The following is a 26,579-nucleotide window of genomic DNA, read 5'->3' as shown; positions in this document are numbered from 1 at the left end:
CTTCGGCCCTACCGAAGGCCGGGAATCCGCTTCATCGCGCGCAGCGCGGCCGTCATCCCCGTGGTGTACAGCCACTCGGGAACGCCGGGCGGCGCGGCGAGCGGGGCCACGCGCTGTTCGGCCACCGTCTGGGATTCGGTGTACTTCTGGATGCCCTCGCGGCCGTGTCGCCGACCGAGCCCCGATTCCTTCATCCCGCCCATCGGCGCGTCGACTGACCCCCACGCCGCGACGTACGCCTCGTTGATGTTGACCGTTCCACACTCGATCCGTTTCGCGACGGCGTGGCCGCGCTCCGTGTCCTCGGTCCAGACGCTCGCGTTCAGCCCCCGATCGGAGTCGTTCGCCCGCTCGATGGCTTCTTCTGTACCCTCGAACTCGTACAGCGACACCACCGGGCCGAACGTCTCCTCGCTTGCCACCGTCATGTCCGGCGTTACGTCGGCGAGCACTGTCGGTTCGTAGAAATACGGTCCGACGTCCGGGCGCGCCTCGCCGCCGGTGAGCACGGTCGCACCCTTCTCGCGCGCGTCCGCGACGTGTGACTTCACCTTCTCCAGTTGGTCGGCCGACGCCAGCGAGCCAACGTCGGGGCCGTAGTCGAGGCTCGTCCCGAGATCGAGGTCCTCGACGGCCGCGACGAACCGCCGCTCGAACTCGTCGCGGACGCCCGACTGAAGATAGCATCGTTCGAGCGAGATGCAGAGCTGTCCGGCGTTGGTGAAGCAGCCACGGATCGCGCCCTCGGTAGTTTTGGCGAGATCGGCGTCGTCGAACACCAGGAGCGGGTTCTTCCCGCCGAGCTCCATCGAGCACTTCGTGAGGTTCGCGCCGGCCTGCTCGGCGACGGTCTTTCCGGTTTCGGTGCTGCCGGTGAACATCAGGAAATCAGAATTCTCGATCAGCGGCGGGCCGATCGTGGAGCCGTGCCCCGTGACGACCTGGAGGGCGTCCTCGGGAAGGCCGGCCTCACGGAGGAGCGAGACCGCGAGCAGCGCGGTGAACGGCGTCTCCTCGGCCGGTTTCAGTACCACCGAGTTGCCCGCGAGCAGCGCGGGGATCGCGTCCGAGACCGCGAGCGTCAGGGGGTAGTTCCACGGTGCGATGATCCCGACGACCCCCACAGGATGGTGGTGCTCGACGGTCTTCGTCAGCAACGGCAGCGCACCCGTCCGTCGGCGCGACGTGAGGTGATCCTCGCCGTGGTAGGCGTAGTACCGGCTCGTGATGGCGACATCGAGGAGCTCCTCGTAGGCCGCCCGCCGGCTCTTGCCGCTCTCGCGCTGGACGAGATCGAGCAGCTCGTCCTGGCGGTCGAGCACGAGATCGTGATACCGCTTCACTACTGCCGCCCGCTCGCCGAACGACCGATCGGCCCACGATTTTTGGGCGTCAGCGGCGCGCTCGGTCGCCCTCTCCACGTCGGACTCGGTGTGGGCCGGGACCGAGCCGAGCGGCTCGCCGGTGTAGGGTGCTTCGACGGTGATCGCCTCCCGCTCGGTCGTGTCGCTCGGGAGATGTTCGAGCAGTTCGACGAACTCCTCCGTTCCCGTCGGTCGTGCCTGAATCGGTTCGGTCACGCCCTTCGAACGAGTGGAAATCACGTATAGCTGTCGCCGATGGCGACGACACACCGGGCTACGCCGCGCGCTTTTCGATCTCGCCGCGGAGCAACGCGGCGTCGAAGTCGTGATCCGGGCGCATGTTGATGAAATCGACGAACTCGCGAGCGGCGAGCAGGTCGTCGACGCCGTAGTGTTCGGTGGCGGCGTCGACCGCCGCCCGCGCCCCGATCAGCGGTTCGAGTGCCGCGAGCCCGCAGGCGAGATCGTACGATCGAACGTCGGCAGCGGCGTCCCCTCGCACGCTCGTCGCGTCGATGACGTACAGCTCGCCGTCGGCGACGAGGACGTTCTCCGCCCGGAGATCGCCGTGGCCGAGCTCCGCCGCGTGCATCCGCGCGAGCACGCCGAACACGTCGGGCGCGAGCGTGCGGGCCTCGTCGGTCGGGAGCGCGTCGAGCGTGCGGAACGCGGGGAGGTACTCGAACACGAGCACGCCGAACTCCTCGTGGGCGAACGCTTCGAGCGGTTCGGGCGCGTTGACACCGATACCGCGCAGCCGGCGGGTCGCGTCGCGTTCGTGCTCTGCCATCTCAACCGGGTCCGCGAAGCGCTCGAAGAAGCCCTCGGTCCCGCTCGAAAACGCACCGAGGTTCCGGCCCGTGGTGAGCAGCCCGTGGACCAGGGCGTTCTGTGGCGTGATGACCTTCACGAACCACCGCTCGTTCAGGACGCAGGGCGTCGAGAGCCAGTTGTCGGCGTCGAGGCGGTCGATCCGCTCGACCGACGCCCCGTAGCGGGCGGCGACCGCCGCACAGACGGCTTCGAGTCGCTCGGGATCGACCTCACCCCGGATGAATCGACGGAACGCCACGGGTTCCATAGAGGAGCCCCCGTCTTTTGACTTCGGAACTTGGCAACGGCCGAGCAGTCGTACCGGCTCCGACTGCACGACCGTTACCGCCAGCGACGAGCTAACTGCCCGCTGCGATGAGATCGGCGGCCCGTTCGGCGATGGCGATCGTCGGCGCGTTGGTGTTGCCGCCGGTGATCGTCGGCATGACCGAGGCGTCGACGACCCGGAGGCCGTCGAGGCCGCGGACCCGCAGGCGGTCGTCCACGACGGCCATCGGATCGTCGCCCATCCGGCAGGTGCCGACCGGATGGTAGACCGTCTGTGAGGTCTCGCGGATGTGCGCTTCGAGCTCCTCGTCGGTGCGTGCGGCCTCGCCGGGCCAGACCTCCTCACCCCGATGCTCTTCGAAGGCGTCGGCACGGGCGATCTCGCGTGCCCGCCTGAGACCGTCGACGAGCGCTTCCATGTCCGCCGGCTCGGTGAGGTATCGTGGATCGATGGCGGGCGCGTCGAACGGGTCCGCGGAGTCGAGGCTGATCCGCCCACGACTCTCCGGGCGGAGCTGGGTCGCGGCGATCGAGAATCCGCTACCTTTCTCGGGGTTGTCGAATCCGTGGCGCATGAAGTACGCCGGCCCGAAATGGTACTGGAGATCGGGTGCCGACTCGTCCGGGCTCGTCCTGACGAACCCGCCGGCCTCGGCGACGTTCGACGTCAGGGGGCCGCGCTTGAGTAGGGCGTATTTGGGAAGATGACGGAGCTTGGCAGCGTCGTCGATCGTGTCCGCGTTCGTGGCCTCGTAGACCACGGTCGCGAACAGGTGATCCTGGAGGTTGCGCCCAACGCCGGGCAGGTCGTGGCGCACCCCGATGTCGTGTTCGCGGAGATGTTCGGCGTCGCCGATCCCCGAGAGCATGAGCAGTTGGGGTGAGTTGATCGCGCCCGCCGAGAGGACGATCTCGCGCTGGGCGTCGGCCCGAACCCGATCGCCGTCGATCTCGTACTCGACGCCGGTCGCGCGGTCGCCGTCGAACGCGATCCGTGTGACCTGTGCGCCGGTTCGTGCCGTCAGGTTGTGGCGGTCGAGAACCGGCTTCAGGAACCCATCGGCAGCGCTGTGGCGCTCGCCCTTTTTCTGGGTGAGGTGGTAGTGCCCGACACCTTCCTGGTGTTCGCCGTTGAAGTCGTCGTTGCGGGCGTTGCCGACCTCGACCGCAGCGTCCACGAACGTCTCCGAGAGCGATCGAGGCGATCGGGGAGTGGTGACGTTCAGCGGGCCACCCTGGCCGTGGTGCGTCGCGTCGCCTGGCTCGAAGTGTTCGCTTCGCTCGAAGTAAGGGAGCATATCGTCGTAGCTCCATCCCTCATTTCCCAGCGATGCCCAGTAGTCGTAGTCCGCCCGGTGACCCCGGATGTAGATCATCGCGTTGATCGAACTCGACCCCCCGAGGGTCTTGCCCCGCGGCCAGTAGAGTTCGCGGCCGTTCATCGCGGTCTGGGGCTCGGTGTAGAACTCCCAGTCGACCGAACTCTCGAACAGTTCGGGGAAGGCGGCCGGGATGTCGATCTCGCGCTGCTCGTTGGGTTCGCCGGCTTCGAGCAGCAGTACCGACGTTTCCGCGTCCGCACTGAGGCGGTTCGCGAGCACGCAGCCCGCCGACCCCGCGCCGACGACGATGTAGTCGTAGGTGGCGGTTTTGGGCGCCATCGTCAGCGAAGTGGCTGGCTCTCGTTCGCGTATTCGGTGGCCGACGAAACGGCGCTCTCCGACCGTGGATCGGTCGTCGCGGCCCGCTGCTCGTCGAACTCTCGGCCGAACGCATGGGGCCGTCTGTCGAGATAATGGTCAATGATGCCGAACCACATAGCACTCGCTCGTCGGCTGTGAGCATCAACGTTGGGGTCGGATTCGATCGCCCAGGTTCGCAATCGTTGCCGGGAGTTTTTATCCTCGTGCCGCCGTAGGGAGCGCATGGATTTCGAGGTGCCCGACGAACACCGGATGATGTGCGACACGGTGCGGGACTTCTGCGAGGACGAAATCGAGCCGATCGCCCAGGAAATCGAGGACGAGCACCGCTATCCCGCCGAGATCTTCGACCAGCTCGGCGCGCTCGACGTGATGGGCGTCCCGATCAGCGAGGAGTACGGTGGGCTCGGCGGCGATCAGCTGATGTACGCGCTCGTCTGTGAGGAACTCGGCCGGGTCTCGGGCTCGATCGGGCTCTCCTACGCCGCCCACGTCAGCCTCGCCTCGAAACCACTCGAACTGTTCGGCACGCACGAGCAGAAAGAGCGCTGGCTTCGGCCACTCGCCGAGGGCGACCACATCGGTGGCTGGGCGCTGACCGAACCCAGCAGCGGCAGCGACGCGAGCGACATGGACACCCTCGCCGAGAAGGAGGGCGACGAGTACGTGCTGAATGGCACCAAACAGTTCATCACGAACGCCTCGGAAGCCGGGTCGGTGCTCGTCAAAGCCGTCACCGATCCCGACGCGGGCTACGACGGCATCTCCACCTTCATCGTCGATCCCGCGGACGACGGGTTCGAAGTCACCACGATCTGGGACAAGATGGGGCTCAACGCCTCGCCGACCTGCGAGATCCAGCTCGACGACGTTCGCCTGGCCGAGGACCGACTCCTTGGGAACGAGGGCGACGGGTGGAACCAAACCAAAAAAACCCTCGACGGCGGCCGGATCTCGATCGCCGCCCTTTCGGTGGGGCTCGGTCAGGGGGCCTACGAGGCCGCGAAATCCTACGCCACCGAACGTGAGCAGTTCGGCCAGCCCATTTCGGAGTTCGACGCGGTTCGGAACAAGATCGTGGCGATGGATCGGAAGATCGAGCGCGCGCGCCTCCTGACTCACAAGGCCGCGACGAAGTACGACGCCGGACAGGACGTCAACCGCGAGAGCGCGCTCGCGAAACTCGACGCGAGCGAGGCCGCCCGCGAGATCGCCGAGGACGCAGTCCAGGTTCTTGGCGGCTACGGCTACACCACCGACTTCGCGCCCCAGCGCTTCTACCGCGACGCCAAGCTGATGGAGATCGGCGAGGGCACCAGCGAGATCCAGCACCTCGTCATCGGGCGCGAACTCGGGTTGTAGGTCATCCGTCGCCCCCGTCTCCATCGCCGGCGAGCGACCGGGCGATCGCGGCGGCTGCGACGCTGCCGACCGCACCCAGCGCTGCGACTGCGCCGAACCCCGGCCCACGAGCGTCGCTCGCAGTGTCGCTCCCGTTTTCCGCTCCCGAGCCGTTCGTCGCCGTTCCGTTCTCCGTCCCCGCCGATTCCGCTGCGGGCGTGTCTCCCGCCGTCGATTCCGTCGCGGAGGTCTCCGGGACCAGCTTCTGCACCCGTCCGGTCGTGGTCGCAGGATCGACGCCCAGCACGTCGGTCGTGAGCGCGTACAGCTCGCCCGCCGCGTCCTGGCCGATCCCGAGGAGGTAGGCGTCGAGCGAGCCATCGGGGCCGCCGGCGACCCGGAGCTCTTCGAGCGACCACTGCCCGTCCTCGGCGGATGGCGTCGCGGCGAACAGCGATCCGCGGGGCTCGCCGTTCAGGCTGTAATCGCCGAAGACGTACGCCCCGTCGAGGTCCGGGATCGTGTCGGTGTCGTAGACGTGGCCACCGATGACCGCGAGCCCCACGCTGTTGCCCTCGTAGACGTGGGGGTACTCTACGATCGGATCGACGAGCGGTTCGCCGCCACGGACGTCGGGTGGCGTCCGTTCGGGACACGCCGTTGGCGGGTCCGTGGGGCTGCCGGTGCTGTAACAGTGACTCCCCTCGCGAACGTTCCAGCCGTAGTTTCCACCCTTCTCGACGACGTTCACCTCCTCGTAGTTGCTCGCGCCGACGTCGGCGACGAACAGTTCTCCACTACTGAAGCTCATCCGCCACGGGTTCCGGAACCCCCATGCGTAGTGCTCGTCGCGGCCCGGTCTGCCCACCAGTGGGTTGTCGTCGGGGATGCCGTAGGGTTCGGATCCACCCCGATCGTCGACGTCGATTCTGAGGATCGACCCGAGGAGGTTCTCGGTCACGTTCTGGCCGTTGCCGCCGTTGTTCGCGTACCAGTCCTCGGCGTGGCCGGCTTCGAGTTTGCTGCCGCCGCCGTCGCCCATTCCCATGTAGAGATACCCGTTCGGACCGAACGCGACCGAGCCGGCGTTGTGGGTGTAATGCGGCGACGGGATGTCGAGGAGTACTCGTTCGGCGTCGGGGCGACCTCGCCGGCCGTTCTCACCCGCCGTGAACTCCGAGAGCCGTTCGATGTGGGTGTAGCCCTCGGGAGTGTTCGGCGCAGGTGGGGCGCTGTATCGGACGTAATACCGACGATTTTCCCGGAAATCGGGATGGAAGGCGAGTCCGAGCAGCCCGCGTTCCTCGATCGAGTCGGTCCGCGCGGATGAGAAGTCGATGAGTCGATCGGTGATGTCGAGGAACGGTTCCTTGGCGAGTCCGTTGGAACCGTGAACGTGGATTTTCCCTATCTGGTCGACGACGAACCGGCGATCGCGGTCGTCGGGAGCGACTTCGAACCCGAGTGGTGCGCTCAGGGGCCCGTCGGCGACCGTCTCGGTCCGCACGGTCGGACCGGGCGGCATGAAGCGGTCGCTTCCGTCCGTGTCGTCGCCGGCGCTGCCGTCGCCAGCACCGCCGTCGTTCGCGGACTCCTCGCCCGCGATCCGGATGTCGCCGCGCATCGAGCCCGGATGGGCCTCGCAGACGTACTCCGCCATCGTCTCGGTGGCGACGAAGTCGAACGTCTGGGTCGCGCCGCGCTCGGTCACGAACGAGGTGCGCTCGATCGCACCGCCGTCGGCGCCGAGCAGCGCGACGTTGTGGGGCGTGCCGTCGACGTTCTCCCACACGATCCGGTAGACCCGACCCGGTTCGAGAGCGAGTGTGGGGTTCGTCTCGCCCTGGATCGTCGCCGGGTCGCGCCCCCGCCAGCCAGGAATCTCGCCGCCGAGGCGGATCGTTCCCGCTGCTTGAGAGGACTGTGCACCGACGCGTTCGCCCACGCCGGTCAGACCGAGCGCGGCTACTCCGGTGAGGAACCCACGGCGGGACGTGTTGGGGACCACTACCGAACCAGTATCCCTCCTGGGATTTGACTTTTGCGTGCGATCGACATGCGATCGATACCCACGAACACGAGATCGGAGTGTATGTGTATCGACACGTCGATCTCGGGTCGATCGTGCCAACTGTGGCACGTTCGCACAGGCTTAACCGTTTGCGACGAATAAGACGACTATGCTCGTCGACGGATTCGGTCGGGAGGTTTCGGGGGTGCGTGTCTCCCTGACCGATCGCTGTAACTTCGACTGTGTCTACTGCCACAACGAAGGACTCGGCGACACGCGCGGCCCGATGGAGCCCGCCGAAAACGAGATGAACACGGATGACGTCGTTCGATTCCTCGAAGTCGCCCGTGAGTTCGATGTCGGGAAGGTCAAGTTCACCGGCGGCGAGCCGATGCTCCGCGACGACTTGGAGGAGATCGTCCGCCGGACGCCCGACGACATGGAGACCTCACTGACGACCAACGGGACCTTCCTTCCGGGGCGCGCGGTGGGATTGCGTGAGGCGGGCCTCGACCGCGTGAACGTCTCTCAGGACGCGATCGACAGGGAAGCGTTCGCCGAGATCACCGAATCCGGTGCGTACGAGCGCGTGCTGGAAGGCGTCGAGGCCGCGCTCGACGCCGGTCTCGACCCCGTGAAGCTCAACATGGTGGTGTTCGAGGGCACAGTAGAATTCATCCCGGAGATGGTGGAACACGTCGCCACGAACGCGGGACTCCAGCTCCAGCTCATCGAGTACATGCCCGAGATCGCGGGCCACCCCGAGTGGGCGATCGACATCGAACGGGTTCACGACTGGCTCGCGGAGCGTGCCGATCGGATCGAACACCGCGAGATGCACGATCGGCGGCGCTACTGGGTCGATGGTGGGATGGTCGAGATCGTCGACCCCGTCGGCAACGAAACCTTCTGTGCGAACTGCCACCGGGTCCGGGTCACTCACGAGGGGTATCTCAAGGGCTGTCTCAACCGGAACGACGACCTCCGGTCGATGGGCGAGATGACCAGGGACGAAATCCGCGACGCGTTCCGCGAGGTCGTCCACAACCGGGTGCCGTACTACGGCGAGTACATGGTCCGGGACGGTGACGGCGGCTGGGAAGTCAACGACGAGTACGTCGGCGCGTAGCGACGATCGTCGACGGGAGTGATTCCTGTGATCGCCGCGATCCCAGTAGTCGAGCGACAGCGACGGGCTACTCGGCCTGATCGCTGAACCGATCAGCGATCGCCGTGATCCCCGCGCGCGTGTTGACGTTCGTGAGCGTCGCCGCGTCGGCGTGTTCGCGCAGCTCCTGCTCTTCGATCACGACGCGATCGAGATCGGCCACCGCCGCAGTAACTCGGTGTTCGTCCCGCGAGAGCGCCGCCGCACACGCGTCGGCCATCGCGTCGACGCGGTACACTGCCTGAAGCGGCTGGAGACGGTCGTCGGATCGAGGAACCGCCGCGTCGTGGCCGGCGGCCCGATCGAACAGATGCGAGACGAATCTCGGATCGACGAGCGGCATGTCGGCAGCGACGACGGCCGCATACTCGACCGTGGGCTGTTCGGCCCGGACGAAATCGAGCCCGGTTCGGATGCCGGCTGCCGGTCCACGATCGGGATCGGCGTCGGTGGCGTATCGTGCGTCCAACCCCGCAAGCGCCGTCGAAATGGCCTCGATCTGGTCGGCTCGGCAGTTGACGACGAGTGTATCGACGACACCCACGAGACGGTCGGCGACCCGGCGGATCATCGAGACGCCCGCGAGGTCGGCGGTGACCTTGTCCCGATCGCCGAACCGCATCGAGCGTCCGCCTGCGACGATGACGCCAGCACGCATCGGTGACCGTTCGTCGTGCGCACGCATGAACGTGTTCCACGGCATCGTCCCGCGACATCGCGCGGTCGGTCGACCACCGAACGTCGTTCTACTTCCACTCCGCTTCGATAGGATATAAGTGCGGATCGAAACGAGTAGAGTACGTATGGCGGACTTCATCGTGAAATCAGCGGTCAAGGACCGACTCGACGACCAGAACGTTGCGGCCGACTTCTACGACGCCCTCGACGAGGACGTCGCGGAGCTCCTCGACGACGCTGCCCGGCGCGCCGCGGACAACGACCGAAAGACCGTCCAGACGCGCGACCTGTAACGCTGCGAGACGACGATCGCTGGTTTCGGTCGGCGTGAGGCTGCATCGAGAATGACTGCGGAGCGATCCGCTCGAACGGCGAATCCGGTGGTCGTATCGGCCCGCGACGTGGGGGAGCGCCACACACAAATACTCCCGCCGATTGTGTTCGGTGATGGCAACGCCCAAGGGTGCGATCGGCAACGAACCAGTCGTCCGGATCGCGGTCGGCGGCGAGCACGACGGCACCGACCGCCTGAATGCGGCCCGTGACACGGCCGAGACGGTCGATGTCGTTGCGGTGGGGCCGACCGGCGTGGAGGCGCTCGCGCCGCTCGTCCTCGCGACTCGTGACGGCGCGACGGCGTTTCTGCCCCGGTGTACCGTTGAAGACGCGCGCACGGCCGTCGAGGCACTCGAAGACGGATCGCTTCCGGATGGGGGACCGACCGTGGAGCACGACCCGACCACGTCGACACTGCCGCTCCCTCCCGAGGAAACGATGGTTTCGACGGCGCTCACGGCCGGCGTGCGTCGCGCACTCGGGGGCTGTGGCTGGCAGGCACCGGCGAGCGTCGCGGACTACCGCACCTCGTGCGACGGCGCGCTCCTCGCCGAGGACGGGATCGACGATCCCGACGCGGTCCACGAACGGGTCGCGGACGCCGCGCTCCGCGGGCGAGGCCGGGGCGACGGCAGCACCGACGACCCGATATCGGGGGCGTGGACGACCGCGAGCGAAACCGACGGCGAGCCGGTCGTGGTCGTGAACGCGAACGAGGCCGACGATCACGCGCGCGCCGATCGACTCCTGCTCGAAAGCGCGCCGCTCGCGGTCCTCGACGCGGCGCTCGCGACGGCCCACGCCGTCGACGCGACCGACGTGCTCGTCTACACCAACGACACCGAGTCGCTCGCGAGGGAGCGGGCACAGGAGGCGGCGGACGCGCTCGCCGCCGAGTGTGATTCCCCCGTCCCGATCCAAGTCGTCGCCGGACCGGACGAGTACACTGCAGGCGAGATGACGATGGCGCTCGAAGCGATGGAGGGAAACGACCGACTCGAAGCCAGACGCAGACCGCCCGGTCCCGCTGAGTACGGACTGTACGGCCGACCGACGGTGATCCACACACCCCGCACCTTTGCCCAGGTCGGGCAGGCGCTCGCTGGCGAGGGCCTCGGTGGTGTCCCCGGTGATCCGGGGACTCGACTGTTCACCGTGGCTGGCGACGTCGACGCACCCGCGACGATCGAACTGCCGACCGACGCGACGCTCGCCGACGTCCGCGGTGCGGTCGCGCTCGACGGCGGACTGAAGACCGCGTGTGTCGGCGGGCGGTTCGGCGGGCTGACTCGCGATCTCGACGTGCCGGCGAGCGCGTCCGGACTCCGGGGCGCGCGCCTCGGTACCAATGGTGTTATCGAGCTGTTCGACGAATCGACCTGCACGGTGGCGCTCGCCGGCCGGCGCGCGAAACTCGCGCGCGAGGAGAACTGTGGCCGGTGTGTTCCCTGTCGCGAAGGGTCGAAACAGCTCGTCGACCTCCTGCGCGACGTGTACGACGGCGAGTACCAGGATGGGATGCTCCGCGAACTCGCCCGCACCATGCGCGAGACCAGCACCTGCGAGTTCGGCCAGGAGGCCTCGCGCCCCGTCACGACTGCGATGGAGTCCTTCGAGCCCGAGTTCCGCGCCCACGCCGACGGGCGCTGTCCCAGCGGTTCCTGCGATGGAGTTTCATCATGAGCACCGACCAATCCACCCCACGCGTTCCGGACGTCGAGAACCCGCAGCCGACCATGCCGCTGACCGAAGACATCAGACCGGGGACCGCGAACGATCCCCCCGTCGAGATCGTCGAGCGCGATCGGACGGCCGACGCCGACCGGGCGGCGACGCTCACGGTCGACGGCGAGTCGGTCACGGTGTCGGCGGAGTCGACCCTGCTCGACGCCACCGAGGCAATCGACACCGACGACTACGTCCCTGCGTTGTGCTCGTACGACGACCACGACGAGATCGGTCCGCGGAGCGAGTGTCGGACGTGTATGGTCGAAACCGAGGAGCACGGCGTCGTGCCGTCGTGTAGCTTCCCCGCCGAAGACGGGATGACCGTCCGCACCGACACGACCGAGGCGAGCGAGGCTCGCGACGTCAACCTCGATCTGCTCCTCTCGAATCACAACCTCCGGTGTACCACCTGTGGAAAGAACGGCCGATGCGAACTTCAGGACGTCTCGATCGAGAACGACGTGGCCGAACCTCGGTACGGGGTGTTCGACGAGCGCGACGCCTACGAACCGCTCGACGATTCGTCGCCGTTCATCCAGATCGACCGCAACAAGTGCATCCTCTGTAACCGATGCGTCGAGGCGTGCAACGACGTCCAGGTCGAGGGCGTGCTCCGGATCGAAGGCTCGGGCGAGGACACCCGGATCGGGTTCCAGAACGACGCGGAGACGATGATGGACTCGACGTGTGTCTCGTGTGGCCACTGTGCGACGGTGTGTCCGACGGGCGCGCTCGTCGAGCAGGGGTTGACCGACGCGGCGACCATCCCGGCCCCGGGATTCACCCAGAAGAACTCGATCGGCAAGACCGTCGAAGCCGAGAACGACCGGTTCCAGCCCGGTCAGGCGACGCCGATGAAGGGCGATCAGGGAGACGAGTCGGCCGCCGAACCGACCGCCGAATCGCCGGCGACGGAGGACGACTGATCATGTCCGGGAAACCCACACCCGAGTCCGATCCGGAAGGCGATCCCGACACCGAAAAGGAGGGCGTCGCGGGCTTCATGGCCCGTGCGCGTGAGCAGGCCCAGGAGGGGATGGCGAACGCAACCGAGAGCGACGCGTTCGCGTCGGTCGAGCACGCCGTCGAGGGCGTCGCCGCGAACACGATGTCGGAAGGCCGACTGTTCGACGTCGCGGACGCCCTCAGCGACTACCGACTCAACGAGGTCGACGTCACCGACACTACCTGCGGGTACTGCGCGGTGGGGTGTCGGTTCGACGTCTACTCGAAGGACGGTGAGGTGCTCGGGACGCGGCCGAACCCGGAGAAGGCCCCGATCAACGGTATCTCGACCTGTGTGAAAGGGAAGTTCAGCTACGGCTACGTCGACAGCGACGACCGGCTGACCCAGCCGCTCGTGAAGGAGGACGGTGAGTTCCGCGAGGCGTCGTGGGACGAGGCGCTCTCGCGAGTGAAGGAGGGGCTCGACGGGATTCAGCAGGAGTATGGTTCGGACGCGATCAGTCTGGTGGCCTCCTCGAAGGCGACCAACGAGGACAACTACGTGATGCAGCGGTTCGCCCGCGAGGTCTTGGGAACGAACAACATCGACAACTGCAACCGGCTGTGTCACGCCGCGACCGTCGAGGGGCTCTCGGACACGTTCGGGTTCGGGGCGGCCTCGACAGGGTTGACAGCGCTCGAAGACACCGACTGCTACGTGCTCGTCGGCTCGAACACCACCGAGGCCCACCCGGTGTTCGGGACGCGGATCAAACAGAACGTCCGGGACGGCGCGGATTTGCTCGTCTTCGACCCACGGAAGACTCAGATCGCCGAATACGCCGATCAGTTCACCCGCGTCGAACCCGGCTACGACACGACGTGGATCAACGGGATGATCCGGTACATCCTCGCCGAAGACCTCCACGACGAGGAGTTCATCGCGGAGCACGTCGACGGGTTGGAGAAGATCAGAGAGAGTGTCGAGGAGTTCACGCCCGAGTTCGTCGAGGAGAAGGCAGGCATCCCGCCCGAGGAGCTGAAGAGTGCGGCCGAGACGATCGCCACCGCCGATTCGTGCATGTTCGGCTGGACGCTCGGACTGGTCGAGCACTCCCACGGGACGGACAACATCTACGCGATCGCGAACCTCGCGCTGATCACGGGTCACATGGGTGGGCCGAAAAGCGGCGTCAGCCCGTTCCGCGGCCAGAACAACGTCCAGGGCGGTGGCGGTGACATGGGGCCGCTCCCGAACAACTTCCCGGGCTATCAGCCGGTGACTGACGAGGAGAACCGTGAGAAGTTCGCCGAGCAGTGGGGAATGGAGATGGACGAAATGCCCGCCGAGGAGGGGTATCGCCTGACCGAGATGTTTCTGGCTGCCGACGATGACGATCTCAAAGGGATGTTCATCCAGGGCGAGAATCCCCAGATCTCCGAGCCGAACATCGGCCACGCGACGGAGGTCCTCGAAGATCTCGACTTTCTCGCGGTCCAGGACATCTTCCTCACCGAAACTGCCGAATACGCCGACGTGGTGCTCCCGGCGACCTCGACCGTCGAATCGAACGGGACGTACACGAGTTCGTCCCGCCACGTGCAGCTCGTCAAGCGCGCGATCGAGCCGAAGGGGAACGCGAAGCCGGACTGGGAGATCACCCAGGCGCTCGCGGCACGCTTCGGCTACGACTGGGGGTTCGACTCGCCGTCGGACATCATGGACGAGATCGCGGATCTGACACCGATCTACGGCGGGATCAGTCACGAACGCCTCGAAACGGAGGGTGGGATTCCGTGGCCGTGTCAGAGCGAGGACGACGATGGCACGCCCTACCTCTACGCCGACGGCTTCCATGCGGTCGAGGACAGCGAGAAGGCCCAGATGCACGTCGCCGACGCGATCGAACCCGGCGAGACGCCCGACGAGGAGTTCCCGCTGGTGATGACCTCTGGACGAGTTCTCTACCAGTACCACACCGGCACGATGACGCTCCGGGAGGAGGGGCTCGACGCGTACTCCGCCGAAAGCTTCGTCGAGATCCATCCGCAGACTGCGGCGGAGTACGGCGTCGCCGATGGCGAGACCGTCACGCTGACCTCGCGCCACGGAGCGACCGCGGTGCGCGCCGAGACGACCGATCGCCCGAGTCCGGGCGAGGTGTTCGTCCCGATGCACTACCTCGAAGGGGGGGCAAACAACCTGACCAAGGAGGAACCGCTCGACGGGCCGAGCCGCGCGCCCGAGTACAAGGTCACTGACGTTCAGGTGACGCTGGAGGGTGGATCGACGGAGGGAGAGCGGCCACCCGCCGAGAGCGACGAACGGCCGCCCGCCGAAACGGACTCCGGAAGTGACGAACGACCGGCAGCGTCGGACGACTGATACCCATGAGTCTCACACGCCGAATCAAGCGGCTGGCGGGTATCACGAGCGACGAAACCGGCGTCGAAAGCTCGCGTGAACGAACGCTCCGGGAGTGTACCGTCTGCGGTAAGCGCTTCGACAGCGAGGCAACGACCTGCCCGGACTGTGGGAGCCGGATCAGCCGGACGAAGACGTTCGTCCCGCATGCACTCTTCAATATGGTCGTGGTGCTCGCTGCGACCGGCCTCCACGTCGTTCGGAACGTCCTCGCGGGCGACATCCCGAAGGAGTGATCGTGCGCCGAGCCCGGATCCAACCGGTGACGCCGGTCGTCCATCCATGAGCCAGGAGCGTCTCGACGAACGAACCGAAACCACCTGCCCGCGGTGTGCGGTCGGGTGTCGGCTGCGGTACGACGAGGCAACCGGCCGCGCGACCGGGGTCGAGGGCGCGCGCGTCAATCGTGAAGGGCGGCTCTGTCCGAAGGGGATCGCGGCGTTCGAGGGTCTCGACGAGGATCGACTGACCACTCCCCTCGTGCGGCGCGACGGCGATCTCGAATCCGTTTCGTGGGAAGAAGCGCTCGATCGTGTCGCAAGCGGGATCGAGCGGGTCCGCGAGCGACACGGGCCGGACGCACTCGCTTTCTTTGGTGCGCCGCGATGCACGAACGAGGAGAACTACCTCCTCCAGAAGATCGCGCGCTCGCTCGGCACCAACAACGCCGACAACCGCGCGCGGAGCTGTCACGACGCGACCGCGGAGGCGATGGAAGCACGACTCGGCTCGGGTGGGACCACCAACAGCCTCGACGACCTCGCCGAGGCCGATGTCTTCCTCGTCGCCGGCGCGAACCCAGCCGAGCGCCAGCCGATCGCGTTCGATCGGTGTGTCCGGCCGGCGGTCAACGACGGTGCGGCCCTGCTCCATCTCGATCCCCGGGCGAACCGGACGACACGACTCGCGACACAGCACCTCGCACCGCATCCGGGGCGCGACGCACTCGCGGTGGCGCTGCTCGTCCGAGCGATCCTCGATGCGGGGCTCGAAGATCGGGCGTTCGTCGCGGAGCGCACGACGGGGTTCGACGCGTTCGCCCGCTCGATGGAGCGCTTCGACGTCGCGGCGGACGCCGAGCGAGCGGGACTCGACCCTGCGGCGGTGCGCGAGGCGGCCGAGACGTTCGGCGAGGCCGACCGCGCCGCCGTCGTCACCGGAACGGGAATCGAGGACGACGAGGGCACGACCCCGAACGCGCTGCTCGATCTCCTCCTCGTCACCGGGAACCTCGGCAAGCGCGGGGTGGGGATGAACCCCTTTCGCGGCCTCGTGAACGAACAGGGTGCGAGCGATATGGGTGCGCGACCGGACTGCCTGCCGGGCGAAGCGCCCGTCTCGGACGCCGACGCCCGCGCGCGCGTCGCCGCCGAGTGGGGCGTCGAGCCACCTGCCGAGTCTGGACGATCCGAGCCCGATCTCGTCAGGGAGTTCGGATCGGGAGTTCGGGGCGCGTTCGTGCTCGGGGAGAACCCCGCGGTGAACCGACTCGACGACGCGACCTCGGAGCGGCTGTTCGCCGACCTCGATTTCCTCGCCGTTCAGGATGTCGCGCCGAACGAAACCACCGCGTTCGCCGACGTGGTGCTCCCGGCGAGCGCGTGGGCGGAAAAGGAGGGCACCGTGACCAACCTCGACCGGCAGGTCCAGGCGCTCCGCCCCGCCGCGTCGCCGCCGGGACGAGCGCGGCGCGACTTCGACGTTCTCGCCGATCTCGGCGCTCGGCTCACCGACATCGATTTCGAGTACGACGGGCCGCCAGCGGTGTTCGACGAGATGACACGAGTGAACCCGCTCTACGCGGGGATGGAGTACGAGGGCGTCCTCGATGGCGGCGAGCGGTGGCCGTTTTCCGAGGGCGAAAGTGAGGGCCAAGACATTCTCCATCGGAAGCGATTCCGGACCGGACGGCAGCGCGCACCGCTCGAACCGATCGACGTGGCGGCAAGCGGGACGGCTGGGGACGATCGCGATTCGGGCGACGGGGACGGGCTCGTGTTGCTGACCGAAAGTCGGGTCGACGAAGACGCCGGCAGTCCGAGTGCTCGCCGGGAAGCGGCGACGGTGCAGATCAACCCCGCCGACGCCGCCACGCGTGACATCGTGGATGGCGCTCAAGTCGCCGTCGAGAGTGATCGTGGGACGGTTACACTCCGGGCTCGTTGCACCGACGCTGTCCGCGAGGGTACCGTGTTCGCCCACGCGAGCGTCGCGGACCCGCTCGTCGGCGAGGGACGCACTCCGGTCGAAGTAACGCAATCACGGCTCCGGGAGTAGCAGCACTCGAACGAACCGCTTTCTGCTGGGAAGCCGCTGTTGACTTCGGCGACAGCCAGCTGAGCAACTGCTCCCGGTGGGATTGAAAAAGGCGTCACTCCCGGCGTTGCCGGGACTTTCGAGACGTTCGTGGTATCGATAGCCGTCGCCGCTGTCGAGACCACTGCGATGCCGACGCCAATGAGAACAGCACCACAACCGTCCACACGCCTCCCCAACCGATTCCCTCGTTCACTCACTCCGTTCGTTCTCTCAGTCATCCCTCGCACGCCGATCCGCGCTCGATGCTCGCGGCGAGGTGCTCGCTTCGCTCGCACCTCGCTGTTCGCACACGAGCGCGAGCGCGCGCCAACCGCGACATGGGTTCCGACCAACAGCACGACCCCGTTGCCGCGCTGGCGTCGCCCATTCGGTTCGCTCGTCGACTTCCCGGTTCGGCGCTACCCGAACTTCCCCGTAATATAGTCCTCGACGCGCTGGCTTTCGGGGTTCTCGAAGATTTGGTCGGTGTCGCCGTACTCGACGAGTTCGCCGCCGGTGAGGAACACGGCGGTCTGGTCGGAGATGCGGGCGGCCTGCTGCATGTTGTGGGTGACGACGACCACGGTGTAGTCCTCGGCGAGGTCCTCGATGAGATCCTCGATCTTCGAGGTGGCGATGGGGTCGAGCGCGCTTGCAGGCTCGTCCATCAGGATGACGTCGGGGCCGACCGCGAGACAGCGGGCGATGCAGAGGCGCTGCTGCTGGCCACCGGAGAGTCCGAGTGCGTTGTCGTCGAGCCGGTCTTTCACCTCGTCCCAGATCGCCGCCTGCCGGAGCGACCGTTCGACGAGATCGTCTTCGTTCGTTCCGTCACCGCGGCCGAACAGCCGAGAGAGCAGCCCTGTCTCGACCTCGCCGTGTTTCCGGGGACCGTAGGCGACGTTGTCCCGAATCGACTTCGGGAACGGGTTCGGCTGCTGGAACACCATTCCGACGCGCTTTCGCAGTTCGACGAGATCGGTACTGTCGCCGTAGATCTCTTCGTCGTCGAATCTGACCGAGCCGTCGACCCGTGCGGCGTCGATCCGATCGTTCATCCGGTTGAGACACCGGAGGAACGTCGACTTCCCACAGCCCGAGGGCCCGATCAGCGCGGTGACGCTCTCCTCGGGGATCTCGAGACTGACGTCGTCGATCGCGCGCTCGTCGCCGTAGTGGACGTCGAGGCTGTCGACGGCGAGTTTCGTCCGGCCGTCGAACCCGTACTCGGTCCACGCGGGATCGATGCGTTCGTCGGTTTCGGCGGCGGTGCGTTCGGGTCGTTCCTCTGGTTCGGTTTGTGTCGTACTCATGCGTCGAGTTTCCTCCGGAAGTAGATTCGCGAGGCGATACCGACGGCGTAGAAGCTCATCACCACCAACAGGAGGACGAGCGCCGTCCCCCATCTGAAGCCCTCGGAGACGTCGCCGACACCCGCAGTGATGGTGGCGAACAGCTGGTAGGGCAGCGCGGTCGCGGACTGGAGCAGTGCGTCCGGGTTGATCGCGCTCACCTCCACGAACGGGAACGACGACGTGAACCCGGCCGAGAAGTCGAGAAGATCGGGCCCTTCGGCGGGGAACGGCTCGCCGGTGAGCACCAGCAAAATGGGTGCCGTCTCGCCTGCGATCCGGCCGACGCCGAGGATCGTGCCGGTGATGACGCCCGGCATTGCGGCCGGCAACACGATGGTCTTGATCGTCTCCCACCGGCTGACCCCGAGCGCGGCGCTCGCGTCGCGGTACTCGTCGGGGACGTTGAGCAGCGCCTCCCGGCTCGTGATGACCACGAGCGGCAGTAACATGAACCCGAGCACGATCATTCCCGACAGCAGCGTGCTCTGGTTGCCGATCCGTGGGACGAGGAACGCGAGCCCGAACAGGCCGTAGACCACGCTCGGCGTGCTCCAGAGCCCGTTGGTCGCGATCTCGACCAGCGCGGTGATCCGGCCCTGCTCGGCGTACTCGGTCAGGAACACCGCAGTTCCGACCCCGAGCGGCACCGCGAACGTCACCGCGCCGACCACCAGCCAGACCGTGCCGACGATTGCGGGGGCGACGCCGTTTACTGGGTTGGTGATCGCGACGCCTTCCATCGCGAACGGCCAGTAAAACCAGATCGTCGGCGCGTCGACGATGACCCACTGGTTCCAGATCGGGACCTGAAACCACGTGAGCGGCTCCCAGAACAGCCCGTATCGGATTCCCTCGGTCATCGGCCCCCACCCGCGGACGGCGATGAACGAAACCAGCACCACGAGCAGCGCGATCATCCCCGCGGCGTTCGCGCTCACGAGCAGCGACGCGCCGCGCGCCTTGCCCTGCGTGCCGAACCCGGCGATCGCCTGTGCGCCGACCCACGCGAGCAGCAGGCCGGCGACGCCGAACAGCAGCGGCACGGTCGTGTCGGCGCTGAAAACGACCGACAGTCCGCTCGGCTGCCACGACCAGTTCGAGCCGATGACGCCGGTGAGAACGACGAGGCTCGTGATCAGCGCGAACCCGCCGCCGGTCGCGGCGAGCGCCACGTCTTCGCGCGGGACGAGCGCGAGACCGACGCCGAGCGCCGCGCCCGCGATTCCGCCGAGCGGCCAGAGCGTCGCCAGCCCGAGCGTCTGTGCAGCTACGAGGCTGCCGGCGACGAAGCCGAGAACCCCGAACACCGCCGCGATCGACGTGCCCGCGGTGTGATCCGGCGTCGTGTCGAGCAGTCCTGCCGACGAGGCGGTCCCGACACCGATCATACCGAGCGCCCCCGCTCCGAGGACGACCGCGAGCAGATCGAGCAGCGGGACGCCCGCGACGGTGCCGGTCGGGATCGCCCCCGCGAACGCGAGCAGGCTCACGAGCAGGACACCGACGCCGAGGCCGGTGACCGCGCCAGCCGCGTACCGGAGCGAGCCGGACGTACCGCGAGTGAGGGCGGATGTGCTCGTTTCGGCCATCACTCACTCCCCCCGAGTTTGCGCTGCATCCGGCGTTCGATGTACTGCGAGCCGAGACTGAGACCGAGCACCGTCACGAAGAGGACGACGCCGGCGGCGAACAGCGCGCTCATCTGGAGACCGCTCGCGATGCCGTACTGGCTGGCGATCAGGCTCGTGAGCGTGATGGTGTTGCCGAACACGTCGTACAGCGGGTCGGGCAGCTCCGTGACGTTGGCGAGAATCACCGTCGCGGCCATGGTCTCGCCGACCGCGCGCCCCACACCAAGGAGGACAGCGGCGGAGATGCCGGAAAAGGCCGCGGGCACCGTGACGTCGGTCGTGGTCTGCCAGCCGGTCGCACCAAGCGCGAGCGAGCCGTCCTTCATTGGGCCGGGCACGCTCGTGATCGCGTCCTCGGCCACGGAGACCACGGTGGGCAGCGCCATCGCGCCGATCACGGTCCCCACCACGAACAGGCTGCCGAAGTCCGGCAGCGCGAACTCGTCCATCATGAACCGGTTGAGAACCGTGAACCCGATGAAACCGTAGACGATCGACGGAATCCCCGCGAGCGCCTCCACCGCGGGTTTGAGGACGTTCCGTGCCCAGTCGGGGGCCATCTCGCTGATGAACACCGCGCCCGCGACGCCGAGCGGGGCCGCGATCACGACCGCAATGAGCGTCGTGACCAGCGTCCCCCACATCATCGGGACGAGCGAGTAGATCGCCTCGCTCGATGCCCACAGCGTCCCGTCGGTCTTCGTCAAAATGTCGAGACCCATCGCCCGGAACGCCGGGAACGACCGCGCGACGAGATAGATCATGATCAGCCCGAGGACGAGCACCGTCACGACCGTCGCCGCGAGTGCGAGCGTGCGGGCGGTCGTCGCCTCGTCGGCGACCCAGCCGTAGGCCACGCTCACGACGACCGCCGCGAGCGGGTACACGACGAGCCCCGGCGCGAGGAAGAACGTGACCGCGGTGGCGAGCAGCGTCGCGAGGACGAGCCCGCCGACGTGGCCCATCCCGCCAGCGACCCCTTCCATCCGTCCCGAAAGTCCGGTCCCGGTGCTCATTGCTGCGGGGTCGGAAGCTTGTCGCGCTGGCGTTGCTGTCGTTTGTCGGTCAGTACCGCGTAGCCCGCACCCTTCACGAAGTTCGCCTGGCCGTACTCGCTGAGAATCATCCGGACGAACGCGGCCTCCTTCTTCGACGTGCCGTCCCACGTGTAACAGTGGAGATCACGCGCGAGCGGGTAGCCACCCTCCGCGAGGTTCTCGCCGGGCACGTACTCGGTGCCGTCGAACGTCAGCGCGATCGTGGAGACGGAGTCGTCGACGAACGCGAGCGCCATGTACGCGATCGCGTTGTCGGAGTTCGCGACGATCTGTCTGACCTGCTGGTTTTGCCCTTTCCGGCTGTCGACGCCGGGGATCGGGGCGTCCGAATCGCCGAAGAGGTTGTTCCGGAACGCGGTGTCGGTGCCCGAGCCCTCGGCGCGCCCGACCGTCTGGATCTCTACTTTCGGTCCCTCGTAGCCCGGAACGTCCCGCCAGTCCGTGATGTCGCCGGCGTAGATCCCCTTCAGGGTCTCAGCCGAGATCTTCTCGACGCCGGCCTCGGCGATCGCCCCGCTCACGACGATCGGCTGGGCGTCGACACCGACGACGTGATCCGTGTACTTCGAGAGCTCGGCTTGCTCCAACTCGGGGAACTCGGCTTTCACGGGTGCGCTCGAGTTCCCGAGGTCGAGCCGTCCCTTCCGGAGGTTTTCGAGCCCCGTTCCCGAGTGGCTGAGCTCCACCGACACCGCGATCGGGGGCGTCTCGCTGTCGATCGCATCGAAACCGTACTGTCCCGCCCAGTAGTCCGCGAGGCGCTCGTCGGTACTGATCCCGTACTCGTCGGGCGTCCAGTACTCTTCGTCGGGTGGAGCGGCGTTCGTCCCCCAGAACGACGCCGCCCTGTCGACGATCGGGAACACCGTCGAGGAGCCACCCAGACGGAGCGTCGGGACGTTCTCGTTGCCACCGCCACCACCCGAATCGTTCCCGCCTGCCTGACTCGGCGGCGTCGCACTCGTACTGATACAACCGGCGAGTCCCGCACAGAGGCCGGCTCCACCGGCCAGCACTGCGCGCCGACTCACTGGGCTCTCCTGCATCATCGCTACGTAGCAATAGGGATCGTAAGTACCCTTCTATGACTTCTATATAGCCATACTTTCCCAGGGCGTGCGACGTCACGAACCGTCGTCTCGGTGTGTGCGACGACTATGACGACCGCTGTTTCTGAAACCCGGCAAGTGATATGCTCATGCACTCTGCCGTCGGCTGGGTCGGTGCTGAATGCACGGAATGGATGTTCGATGCAGTCGGTTTCTTGGTACAGTAAACGAGCCGCGAGCGGAATCTGGTCACTGTCTCAGGATCAGCGTCCTAACGCACGAACCAAAGAGCGTCCAATAGCGCTGTCGCTCACCCATCTTAATAAAAAGCTTGCCTTCGATAGTAGCTTTTATTAAGGCTGGGGTGGCAGATAGCAGTAGCTATGAGTGAACGCACCCGGCGGCAGCTCCTCGCAGCAGGTGGGATAGCAGCGGGTAGTGTGGTGGGACTGGCCGGCTGTGTCGGCCAGGGCAATCCCGGCAGCAGCGATGCTGAAGGAACCAACACTACTGCCACGACGAGTAATATGGGGCAGCTCACTGTCGCCTACGTGCCGATCTACCCGAATATGCAGCACTACATCATGCAAGAGGAGGGCTACTACGAATCGATCTCCTCGGCAGTGACCGTCGAACGGTTCTCGAACGGTCCGAGCGTCGTCAAGGCGTTCGCGAGCGACGAGGTCGATATCGCGCTGTTCGGGATCACGCCAGCGATGGTGCTCGTCGACAAGGGCAAAGCGGCGAACGTACTGGCGGCGAACAGCCGGAACGGGTTCCGGGTGATGGCGACGAGCGCGTTCGCTGATCTGTACACGAACCAGCAGGGGGATGCATTCTCGGCGTTCGAGAACCAGCACGGGAGGAAGATGAAATTCGGCGTTCCACCCGACGGGAGCGTTCCGGACGTCGTCCTGCGATACTGGATCGAGCAGGATCTCGATCTCGGTGAGATGGAGTCGGTGATCGACAAGGTGAAGCTGTCCCCGGCGAAGGCCCCACAGACGATCCAGGCGGGTGAGATCGACGCGACGATGATCCAGGAGCCGTTTGCGACGGTGATCGCGAGCGAGCAGGGCTTCGGTGAGGTCGCATGGTCTGGTGAGATCCTTCCGGGGCACCCAGTAACCGTGACGTTCGTCCAGAACAGTGTCCCTGGGAGCGTTGCCGAACAGTTCGTCGAACAGCACAGCAAAGCAACGCAGTTCCTCCGCGAGAACCCAAAGAAAGCGGCCGAAGACGCCGCGGCGGTCATCGGGTCGGGTGTCAGTACCGAACTGGCGCGGGAGGCGATCGACTCCCAGGCGTCCGATTTCCTCTCCGATCCACATGAACTCAGAGATCAGGCGGCGACGATGGCCGAGTTCGTCAAAGAGGTCGGAAACACGGATTCGGTGGTCTCGCCCGACCAACTGTTCGACTTCGAGGTCTACGATACCGTCTCGAACCAATGAGCATCGAAACGAGTGACACCGACCAGGCTACTGGAAAACGGACGTTTCCCGAGTGGAACGCGAGTCGGATCGTGCGTGGAGTCCTCGGAACGATCGGATTTCTCGGGCTGTGGTGGGCAGCATCGTCGGTCGTTACACCGGCGTATCTCCTTCCGAGTCCACTGGCGGCGGCGAGCGCGTTCGTCGAGCAGCTCACGACGAGTGCGAGACTTACGCTCCCGGTGGTCGGCACTGAGATCCAGACCGCACGGATGGTGGTGAAGCTCGCCCAGAGCTTGCTCCATTACGTTCCGGGGTTGCTCATCGGGGCATCGTTCGGGATCGCACTCGGTGTCGCCCTCGGATGGAGCGGGCGACTCGATGACGCACTGACGCCGGTAGTTCGAATCCTGCGGCCGATCCCGCCGCTGGCATGGATCGTCTTCGCGATCGTGTGGTTCGGGATCGGTCATACGGGAGCGGCGTTCATCGTGTTCATCGGCGCGTTCTGGATCAACTTCTACGGCGCGTACAGCGGCGTCGAAAGCACTCCCACCCAGCTCACGGAGGTCGCGTCGAGCCTCGGGGTTCGGGCAGACCTTGAAATGATCCGTTACGTCGTCCTCCCAAGTGCCGCGCCACAGATCCTGACGAGCTTTCGGACGAGCATCGGTCGGTGCTGGATGATCGTCGTGGGCGCGGAGCTGTTCGGCGCACCCGGCGTCGGCTACGAGATCATCAACGCCTCGAACAACCTCGCGATGGACATAAGCGTCGCGTATATGCTGGTGATCAGCCTCGTCTATCTCGTGACCGACGGAGCGTTCCGCAGCGTCGAAGGGAGGATGCTCGCGTGGCGCGAGTAGACGAGAGCGCCGATGCGATCGAGCGGGTCGGTGCCCACGCTAACGGCACTGGCGACGCGGACGATACCGACCACACTCCAGAAATCCTCGTCGATGGTGTGAGCAAGCGCTACGAGTCCGAGCGCCAGTCGGTGCAGGCGCTGTCCAATGTGCAGTTCACCGTCGAGAGCGGCGAGTTCGTCTGTCTCGTTGGTCCCTCGGGCTGTGGGAAAACGACGCTCCTTCGAGCGGTCGCGGGGATCGAAGCACCGACGGCGGGAACGGTCGTGATCGACGGCGAGACGGTTGACGGTCCCGACACCGACTGCGGGATGGTGTTTCAGGAGTACGGCTTGTTTCCGTGGCTCACGGTCCAGGAGAACGTCTGTTTCGGGCTCGAACGACAGGGGATGGCGCGAGAAGCGTGTGACAACCGCTGTCATGAGATGCTCGATCTCGTCGGTCTCGATGGGGTCGCAGACGCCTATCCGAAGGAACTCAGTGGAGGGATGAAACAGCGCGTCGCCGTAGCACGCGCACTTGCCGTCGATCCTGACGTGTTGCTGATGGACGAACCGTTCGGAAGCGTCGACGCCCGGACTCGCGAGCGGCTTCACGCCGAACTGCTCGACATCTGGCAGGAGACGGGAAAAACGACGCTCTTCGTGACCCACGAGGTCAACGAGGCGGCCCTCCTCGGTGATCGAGTGGTCGTCATGAGTCCTGAGCCTGGACGGGTGAAAGAGATCGTCGATGTCGATCTTTCGCGGCCGCGGTCTCGAACGGATGGTTCGTTCGTCGAGTACACCGAACGCATCCGGGCACTCATCGGCGGGGAGGCGACCGACCGATTTTAATATCTCGAAACGCAAAATTAACATATGGAGATCGTTAGCGTCTCGATGACGGATTCGCTTCTCGACCGGATCGATGGGTTCGCCGATGACCACGACTACGCGGGTCGGAGCGAGGTGGTCCGCGAAGCTGCACGGGCCCTTCTCGGAGAGTTTGAGGACGATCCCCCCGACGACAGTGAGCTCATGGGAGTGGTCACGGCCGTGTTCGAGTACAACAGTCCACAGGTCGAGGAGCGGATGATGGATCTCCGCCACGAGCACGACGACCTTCTCTCGTCAAACGCGCACAACTGCGTCGGTGAAAAACGTGGGTGTATGGAGTCGTTCGTGCTGGAGGGACATCTCGAAGACATCTCGACGTTCGTCAGGAAAGTCCGTGCCGTGGATGAAGCGTTGACCGTCGAATACTCTCTGATACCAATCGACACTATCGGAGAGACGATCACCAGATCCAGATCGTAAAACCGAGCTCTGTCGTCGAACTCCTTTCGTATTTCAGAGATAGCTGTGCATGATGAATGTCGGTAGCCGACCTCCGCTGGTACGGTGTTCTTCACGACTACATCGAAGACGGCCACGATGAGGTATCTGTCTCCAGAAAGGCGAAGTGCTGTTCGTATCGACAACGAGGAGCTTCGATGCCGAGCGACGACGCTCTCCGGATGCCTCGGAGGCAACGCGGTAGATTTGAAGGGGATGTTGAAAACGGGTTCGTGCCGATGAGCGCAGCCTCGTTTGATGCCCACACCCCAACAAGGAGGACTGAGTCCTGATGGAAGCCCATGGATAGCGTCGATCCATGGTACGAGTCTTTGTGTGGTGATGGGCGAGTCATTCTCTGTAGAGTGGCGTTCAGAACAGCTTCCGAAGCCGCGCTCGTAGCGTTCGATCATCACACGTATCATCTCCGAGCAGCCACCCGGCCATCTCTGCAGCAGTCTCGACATACAAAAACTCCCACTCGGAACCTTCCGCGAGAATCCGACTGTCTTCGACCCCGACGTACACGTGTCGATCTGTTTTGAATCGTGAGTGTGCATTTTTCAGGGCTGTCTTCCTGTCACAGGAGTTTCGTGGGAAGTCACGGCGGATGACGTGACGGGTGGTGAACCCTACCGCGGCGTCGCTATCCTTCGCGACGATACCGACGTGTTGAGCCCACTGTCTCGTGTCGACGACGACCGCTCGCGGGTTCTGCAGCCGATGCAATGCGGCGAGGTCGACCGCGAGCGTCATCGTTCGAGCAGTCATCG

Annotated in this window: 23 protein-coding genes; 12 read left to right on the top strand and 11 right to left on the bottom strand. The window is 65.9% G+C overall.

All coding sequences use genetic code 11. From position 1 onward, the window contains the following. Positions 1 to 8: 8 nt before the first annotated feature. The 4 genes from C450_RS00490 to C450_RS21960 all read right to left on the bottom strand — a co-directional run bounded on the left by C450_RS00490 (position 9) and on the right by C450_RS21960 (position 4,284). A complete protein-coding gene (locus C450_RS00490; RefSeq protein ID WP_005038647.1) occupies positions 9 to 1,580 on the bottom strand; it encodes a succinic semialdehyde dehydrogenase in 1,572 nt (523 codons plus the stop codon). 58 nt (positions 1,581 to 1,638) lie between these two features. Continuing rightward, positions 1,639 to 2,436 carry an RIO1 family regulatory kinase/ATPase domain-containing protein gene (locus C450_RS00485; RefSeq protein WP_049909760.1) on the bottom strand — a complete coding sequence of 266 codons (798 nt, stop codon included), beginning with the start codon at positions 2,434 to 2,436 and terminating at the stop codon, positions 1,639 to 1,641. Between the two features lie 100 nt (positions 2,437 to 2,536). After that, a complete protein-coding gene (locus C450_RS00480; RefSeq protein ID WP_005038645.1) occupies positions 2,537 to 4,126 on the bottom strand; it encodes a GMC family oxidoreductase in 1,590 nt (529 codons plus the stop codon). 2 nt (positions 4,127 to 4,128) lie between these two features. Beyond that, positions 4,129 to 4,284 carry a hypothetical protein gene (locus C450_RS21960; protein WP_161606928.1) on the bottom strand — a complete coding sequence of 52 codons (156 nt, stop codon included), beginning with the start codon at positions 4,282 to 4,284 and terminating at the stop codon, positions 4,129 to 4,131. 106 nt (positions 4,285 to 4,390) lie between these two features. Between C450_RS21960 and C450_RS00475 the strand changes: the two genes are divergently transcribed. Beyond that, complete coding sequence (locus C450_RS00475; RefSeq protein WP_005038643.1) at positions 4,391 to 5,530, top strand: acyl-CoA dehydrogenase family protein; 1,140 nt, start codon at positions 4,391 to 4,393, stop codon at positions 5,528 to 5,530. A 1-nt stretch (position 5,531) separates the two neighbouring features. Here the strand turns inward: C450_RS00475 and C450_RS00470 are convergent, their stop codons facing one another. Then, positions 5,532 to 7,517 (bottom strand): PQQ-dependent sugar dehydrogenase, encoded by a 1,986-nt coding sequence (locus C450_RS00470; RefSeq protein ID WP_005038642.1) that lies wholly within the window; start codon positions 7,515 to 7,517, stop codon positions 5,532 to 5,534. A 172-nt stretch (positions 7,518 to 7,689) separates the two neighbouring features. Here C450_RS00470 and moaA point away from each other — a divergent pair, with 172 nt between their 5' ends. Continuing rightward, positions 7,690 to 8,649 carry a GTP 3',8-cyclase MoaA gene (gene moaA / locus C450_RS00465; protein ID WP_005038641.1) on the top strand — a complete coding sequence of 320 codons (960 nt, stop codon included), beginning with the start codon at positions 7,690 to 7,692 and terminating at the stop codon, positions 8,647 to 8,649. Between the two features lie 67 nt (positions 8,650 to 8,716). Here the strand turns inward: moaA and C450_RS00460 are convergent, their stop codons facing one another. Further along, entirely contained in the window at positions 8,717 to 9,346 is a 630-nt protein-coding gene (locus C450_RS00460; protein WP_049909759.1) for a molybdenum cofactor guanylyltransferase, read from the bottom strand. Between the two features lie 145 nt (positions 9,347 to 9,491). Between C450_RS00460 and C450_RS00455 the strand changes: the two genes are divergently transcribed. The 6 genes from C450_RS00455 (at position 9,492) to C450_RS00430 (ending at position 17,077) form a co-directional block, all read left to right on the top strand. Further along, positions 9,492 to 9,659: a hypothetical protein gene (locus C450_RS00455; RefSeq protein ID WP_005038638.1), complete on the top strand. Its 168-nt coding sequence runs from the start codon at positions 9,492 to 9,494 to the stop codon at positions 9,657 to 9,659. 154 nt (positions 9,660 to 9,813) lie between these two features. Beyond that, entirely contained in the window at positions 9,814 to 11,385 is a 1,572-nt protein-coding gene (locus C450_RS00450) for an NADH-ubiquinone oxidoreductase-F iron-sulfur binding region domain-containing protein (RefSeq protein ID WP_005038636.1), read from the top strand. Next, positions 11,382 to 12,356 (top strand): 2Fe-2S iron-sulfur cluster-binding protein, encoded by a 975-nt coding sequence (locus C450_RS00445; RefSeq protein ID WP_005038634.1) that lies wholly within the window; start codon positions 11,382 to 11,384, stop codon positions 12,354 to 12,356. The genes C450_RS00450 and C450_RS00445 overlap by 4 nt, the downstream gene beginning before the upstream one ends. A 2-nt stretch (positions 12,357 to 12,358) precedes the next feature. Then, on the top strand, positions 12,359 to 14,761 hold the full coding sequence (gene fdhF / locus C450_RS00440; protein WP_005038633.1) for a formate dehydrogenase subunit alpha: 2,403 nt from the start codon (positions 12,359 to 12,361) through the stop codon (positions 14,759 to 14,761). Between the two features lie 5 nt (positions 14,762 to 14,766). Further along, on the top strand, positions 14,767 to 15,036 hold the full coding sequence (locus C450_RS00435) for a hypothetical protein (protein ID WP_005038632.1): 270 nt from the start codon (positions 14,767 to 14,769) through the stop codon (positions 15,034 to 15,036). A gap of 46 nt (positions 15,037 to 15,082) precedes the next feature. Next, positions 15,083 to 17,077: a molybdopterin oxidoreductase family protein gene (locus C450_RS00430; RefSeq protein ID WP_005038631.1), complete on the top strand. Its 1,995-nt coding sequence runs from the start codon at positions 15,083 to 15,085 to the stop codon at positions 17,075 to 17,077. A 440-nt stretch (positions 17,078 to 17,517) separates the two neighbouring features. Here the strand turns inward: C450_RS00430 and pstB are convergent, their stop codons facing one another. The 4 genes from pstB to C450_RS00410 are packed head-to-tail and all read right to left on the bottom strand — an operon-like array spanning position 17,518 to position 22,191. After that, positions 17,518 to 18,411 (bottom strand): phosphate ABC transporter ATP-binding protein PstB, encoded by an 894-nt coding sequence (pstB, locus tag C450_RS00425; RefSeq protein WP_005038629.1) that lies wholly within the window; start codon positions 18,409 to 18,411, stop codon positions 17,518 to 17,520. Further along, positions 18,408 to 20,042 (bottom strand): phosphate ABC transporter permease PstA, encoded by a 1,635-nt coding sequence (gene pstA, locus C450_RS00420; RefSeq protein ID WP_005038627.1) that lies wholly within the window; start codon positions 20,040 to 20,042, stop codon positions 18,408 to 18,410. Before pstA ends, pstB begins: the two co-directional genes overlap by 4 nt. Further along, positions 20,042 to 21,100 (bottom strand): phosphate ABC transporter permease subunit PstC, encoded by a 1,059-nt coding sequence (gene pstC, locus C450_RS00415; protein ID WP_049909752.1) that lies wholly within the window; start codon positions 21,098 to 21,100, stop codon positions 20,042 to 20,044. The genes pstA and pstC overlap by 1 nt, the downstream gene beginning before the upstream one ends. Next, positions 21,097 to 22,191 (bottom strand): PstS family phosphate ABC transporter substrate-binding protein, encoded by a 1,095-nt coding sequence (locus C450_RS00410; protein WP_005038624.1) that lies wholly within the window; start codon positions 22,189 to 22,191, stop codon positions 21,097 to 21,099. Before C450_RS00410 ends, pstC begins: the two co-directional genes overlap by 4 nt. 383 nt (positions 22,192 to 22,574) lie before the next feature. Here C450_RS00410 and C450_RS00405 point away from each other — a divergent pair, with 383 nt between their 5' ends. From C450_RS00405 to C450_RS00390, 4 genes are read left to right on the top strand one after another with little or no spacing between them, the layout of a single operon-like run. Next, a complete protein-coding gene (locus C450_RS00405) occupies positions 22,575 to 23,645 on the top strand; it encodes an ABC transporter substrate-binding protein (RefSeq protein WP_049909751.1) in 1,071 nt (356 codons plus the stop codon). Further along, complete coding sequence (locus tag C450_RS00400) at positions 23,642 to 24,490, top strand: ABC transporter permease (protein WP_005038621.1); 849 nt, start codon at positions 23,642 to 23,644, stop codon at positions 24,488 to 24,490. Before C450_RS00405 ends, C450_RS00400 begins: the two co-directional genes overlap by 4 nt. Continuing rightward, positions 24,478 to 25,326: an ABC transporter ATP-binding protein gene (locus C450_RS00395; RefSeq protein ID WP_005038620.1), complete on the top strand. Its 849-nt coding sequence runs from the start codon at positions 24,478 to 24,480 to the stop codon at positions 25,324 to 25,326. The genes C450_RS00400 and C450_RS00395 overlap by 13 nt, the downstream gene beginning before the upstream one ends. A 24-nt stretch (positions 25,327 to 25,350) precedes the next feature. After that, complete coding sequence (locus C450_RS00390; RefSeq protein ID WP_005038618.1) at positions 25,351 to 25,788, top strand: CopG family ribbon-helix-helix protein; 438 nt, start codon at positions 25,351 to 25,353, stop codon at positions 25,786 to 25,788. A 390-nt stretch (positions 25,789 to 26,178) separates the two neighbouring features. Here the strand turns inward: C450_RS00390 and C450_RS00385 are convergent, their stop codons facing one another. Then, positions 26,179 to 26,577 (bottom strand): DUF7124 domain-containing protein, encoded by a 399-nt coding sequence (locus C450_RS00385; protein ID WP_152424371.1) that lies wholly within the window; start codon positions 26,575 to 26,577, stop codon positions 26,179 to 26,181. Between the last annotated feature and the right edge of the window lie 2 nt (positions 26,578 to 26,579).

The sequence above is a fragment of the Halococcus salifodinae DSM 8989 genome, assembly GCF_000336935.1.
In the GTDB taxonomy this organism is placed as follows: domain Archaea; phylum Halobacteriota; class Halobacteria; order Halobacteriales; family Halococcaceae; genus Halococcus; species Halococcus salifodinae.
The sequence above is the reverse complement of the archived record's forward strand: the minus strand, read 5'-3'. Positions and strand labels throughout refer to the sequence as shown.

What these genes read in the sequence shown, in the direction of transcription:
- C450_RS00480 (WP_005038645.1), bottom strand. Translation starts at nt 4,126, where the DNA reads ATGGCGCCCAAAACCGCCACCTACGACTACATCGTCGTCGGCGCGGGG.
- C450_RS21960 (WP_161606928.1), bottom strand. Translation starts at nt 4,284, where the DNA reads ATGTGGTTCGGCATCATTGACCATTATCTCGACAGACGGCCCCATGCG.
- C450_RS00475 (WP_005038643.1), top strand. Translation starts at nt 4,391, where the DNA reads ATGGATTTCGAGGTGCCCGACGAACACCGGATGATGTGCGACACGGTG.
- moaA (WP_005038641.1), top strand. Translation starts at nt 7,690, where the DNA reads ATGCTCGTCGACGGATTCGGTCGGGAGGTTTCGGGGGTGCGTGTCTCC.
- C450_RS00460 (WP_049909759.1), bottom strand. Translation starts at nt 9,346, where the DNA reads ATGCGTGCTGGCGTCATCGTCGCAGGCGGACGCTCGATGCGGTTCGGC.
- C450_RS00455 (WP_005038638.1), top strand. Translation starts at nt 9,492, where the DNA reads ATGGCGGACTTCATCGTGAAATCAGCGGTCAAGGACCGACTCGACGAC.
- C450_RS00450 (WP_005038636.1), top strand. Translation starts at nt 9,814, where the DNA reads ATGGCAACGCCCAAGGGTGCGATCGGCAACGAACCAGTCGTCCGGATC.
- C450_RS00445 (WP_005038634.1), top strand. Translation starts at nt 11,382, where the DNA reads ATGAGCACCGACCAATCCACCCCACGCGTTCCGGACGTCGAGAACCCG.
- fdhF (WP_005038633.1), top strand. Translation starts at nt 12,359, where the DNA reads ATGTCCGGGAAACCCACACCCGAGTCCGATCCGGAAGGCGATCCCGAC.
- C450_RS00435 (WP_005038632.1), top strand. Translation starts at nt 14,767, where the DNA reads ATGAGTCTCACACGCCGAATCAAGCGGCTGGCGGGTATCACGAGCGAC.
- C450_RS00430 (WP_005038631.1), top strand. Translation starts at nt 15,083, where the DNA reads ATGAGCCAGGAGCGTCTCGACGAACGAACCGAAACCACCTGCCCGCGG.
- pstB (WP_005038629.1), bottom strand. Translation starts at nt 18,411, where the DNA reads ATGAGTACGACACAAACCGAACCAGAGGAACGACCCGAACGCACCGCC.
- pstA (WP_005038627.1), bottom strand. Translation starts at nt 20,042, where the DNA reads ATGGCCGAAACGAGCACATCCGCCCTCACTCGCGGTACGTCCGGCTCG.
- pstC (WP_049909752.1), bottom strand. Translation starts at nt 21,100, where the DNA reads ATGAGCACCGGGACCGGACTTTCGGGACGGATGGAAGGGGTCGCTGGC.
- C450_RS00410 (WP_005038624.1), bottom strand. Translation starts at nt 22,191, where the DNA reads ATGATGCAGGAGAGCCCAGTGAGTCGGCGCGCAGTGCTGGCCGGTGGA.
- C450_RS00405 (WP_049909751.1), top strand. Translation starts at nt 22,575, where the DNA reads ATGAGTGAACGCACCCGGCGGCAGCTCCTCGCAGCAGGTGGGATAGCA.
- C450_RS00400 (WP_005038621.1), top strand. Translation starts at nt 23,642, where the DNA reads ATGAGCATCGAAACGAGTGACACCGACCAGGCTACTGGAAAACGGACG.
- C450_RS00390 (WP_005038618.1), top strand. Translation starts at nt 25,351, where the DNA reads ATGGAGATCGTTAGCGTCTCGATGACGGATTCGCTTCTCGACCGGATC.
- C450_RS00385 (WP_152424371.1), bottom strand. Translation starts at nt 26,577, where the DNA reads ATGACTGCTCGAACGATGACGCTCGCGGTCGACCTCGCCGCATTGCAT.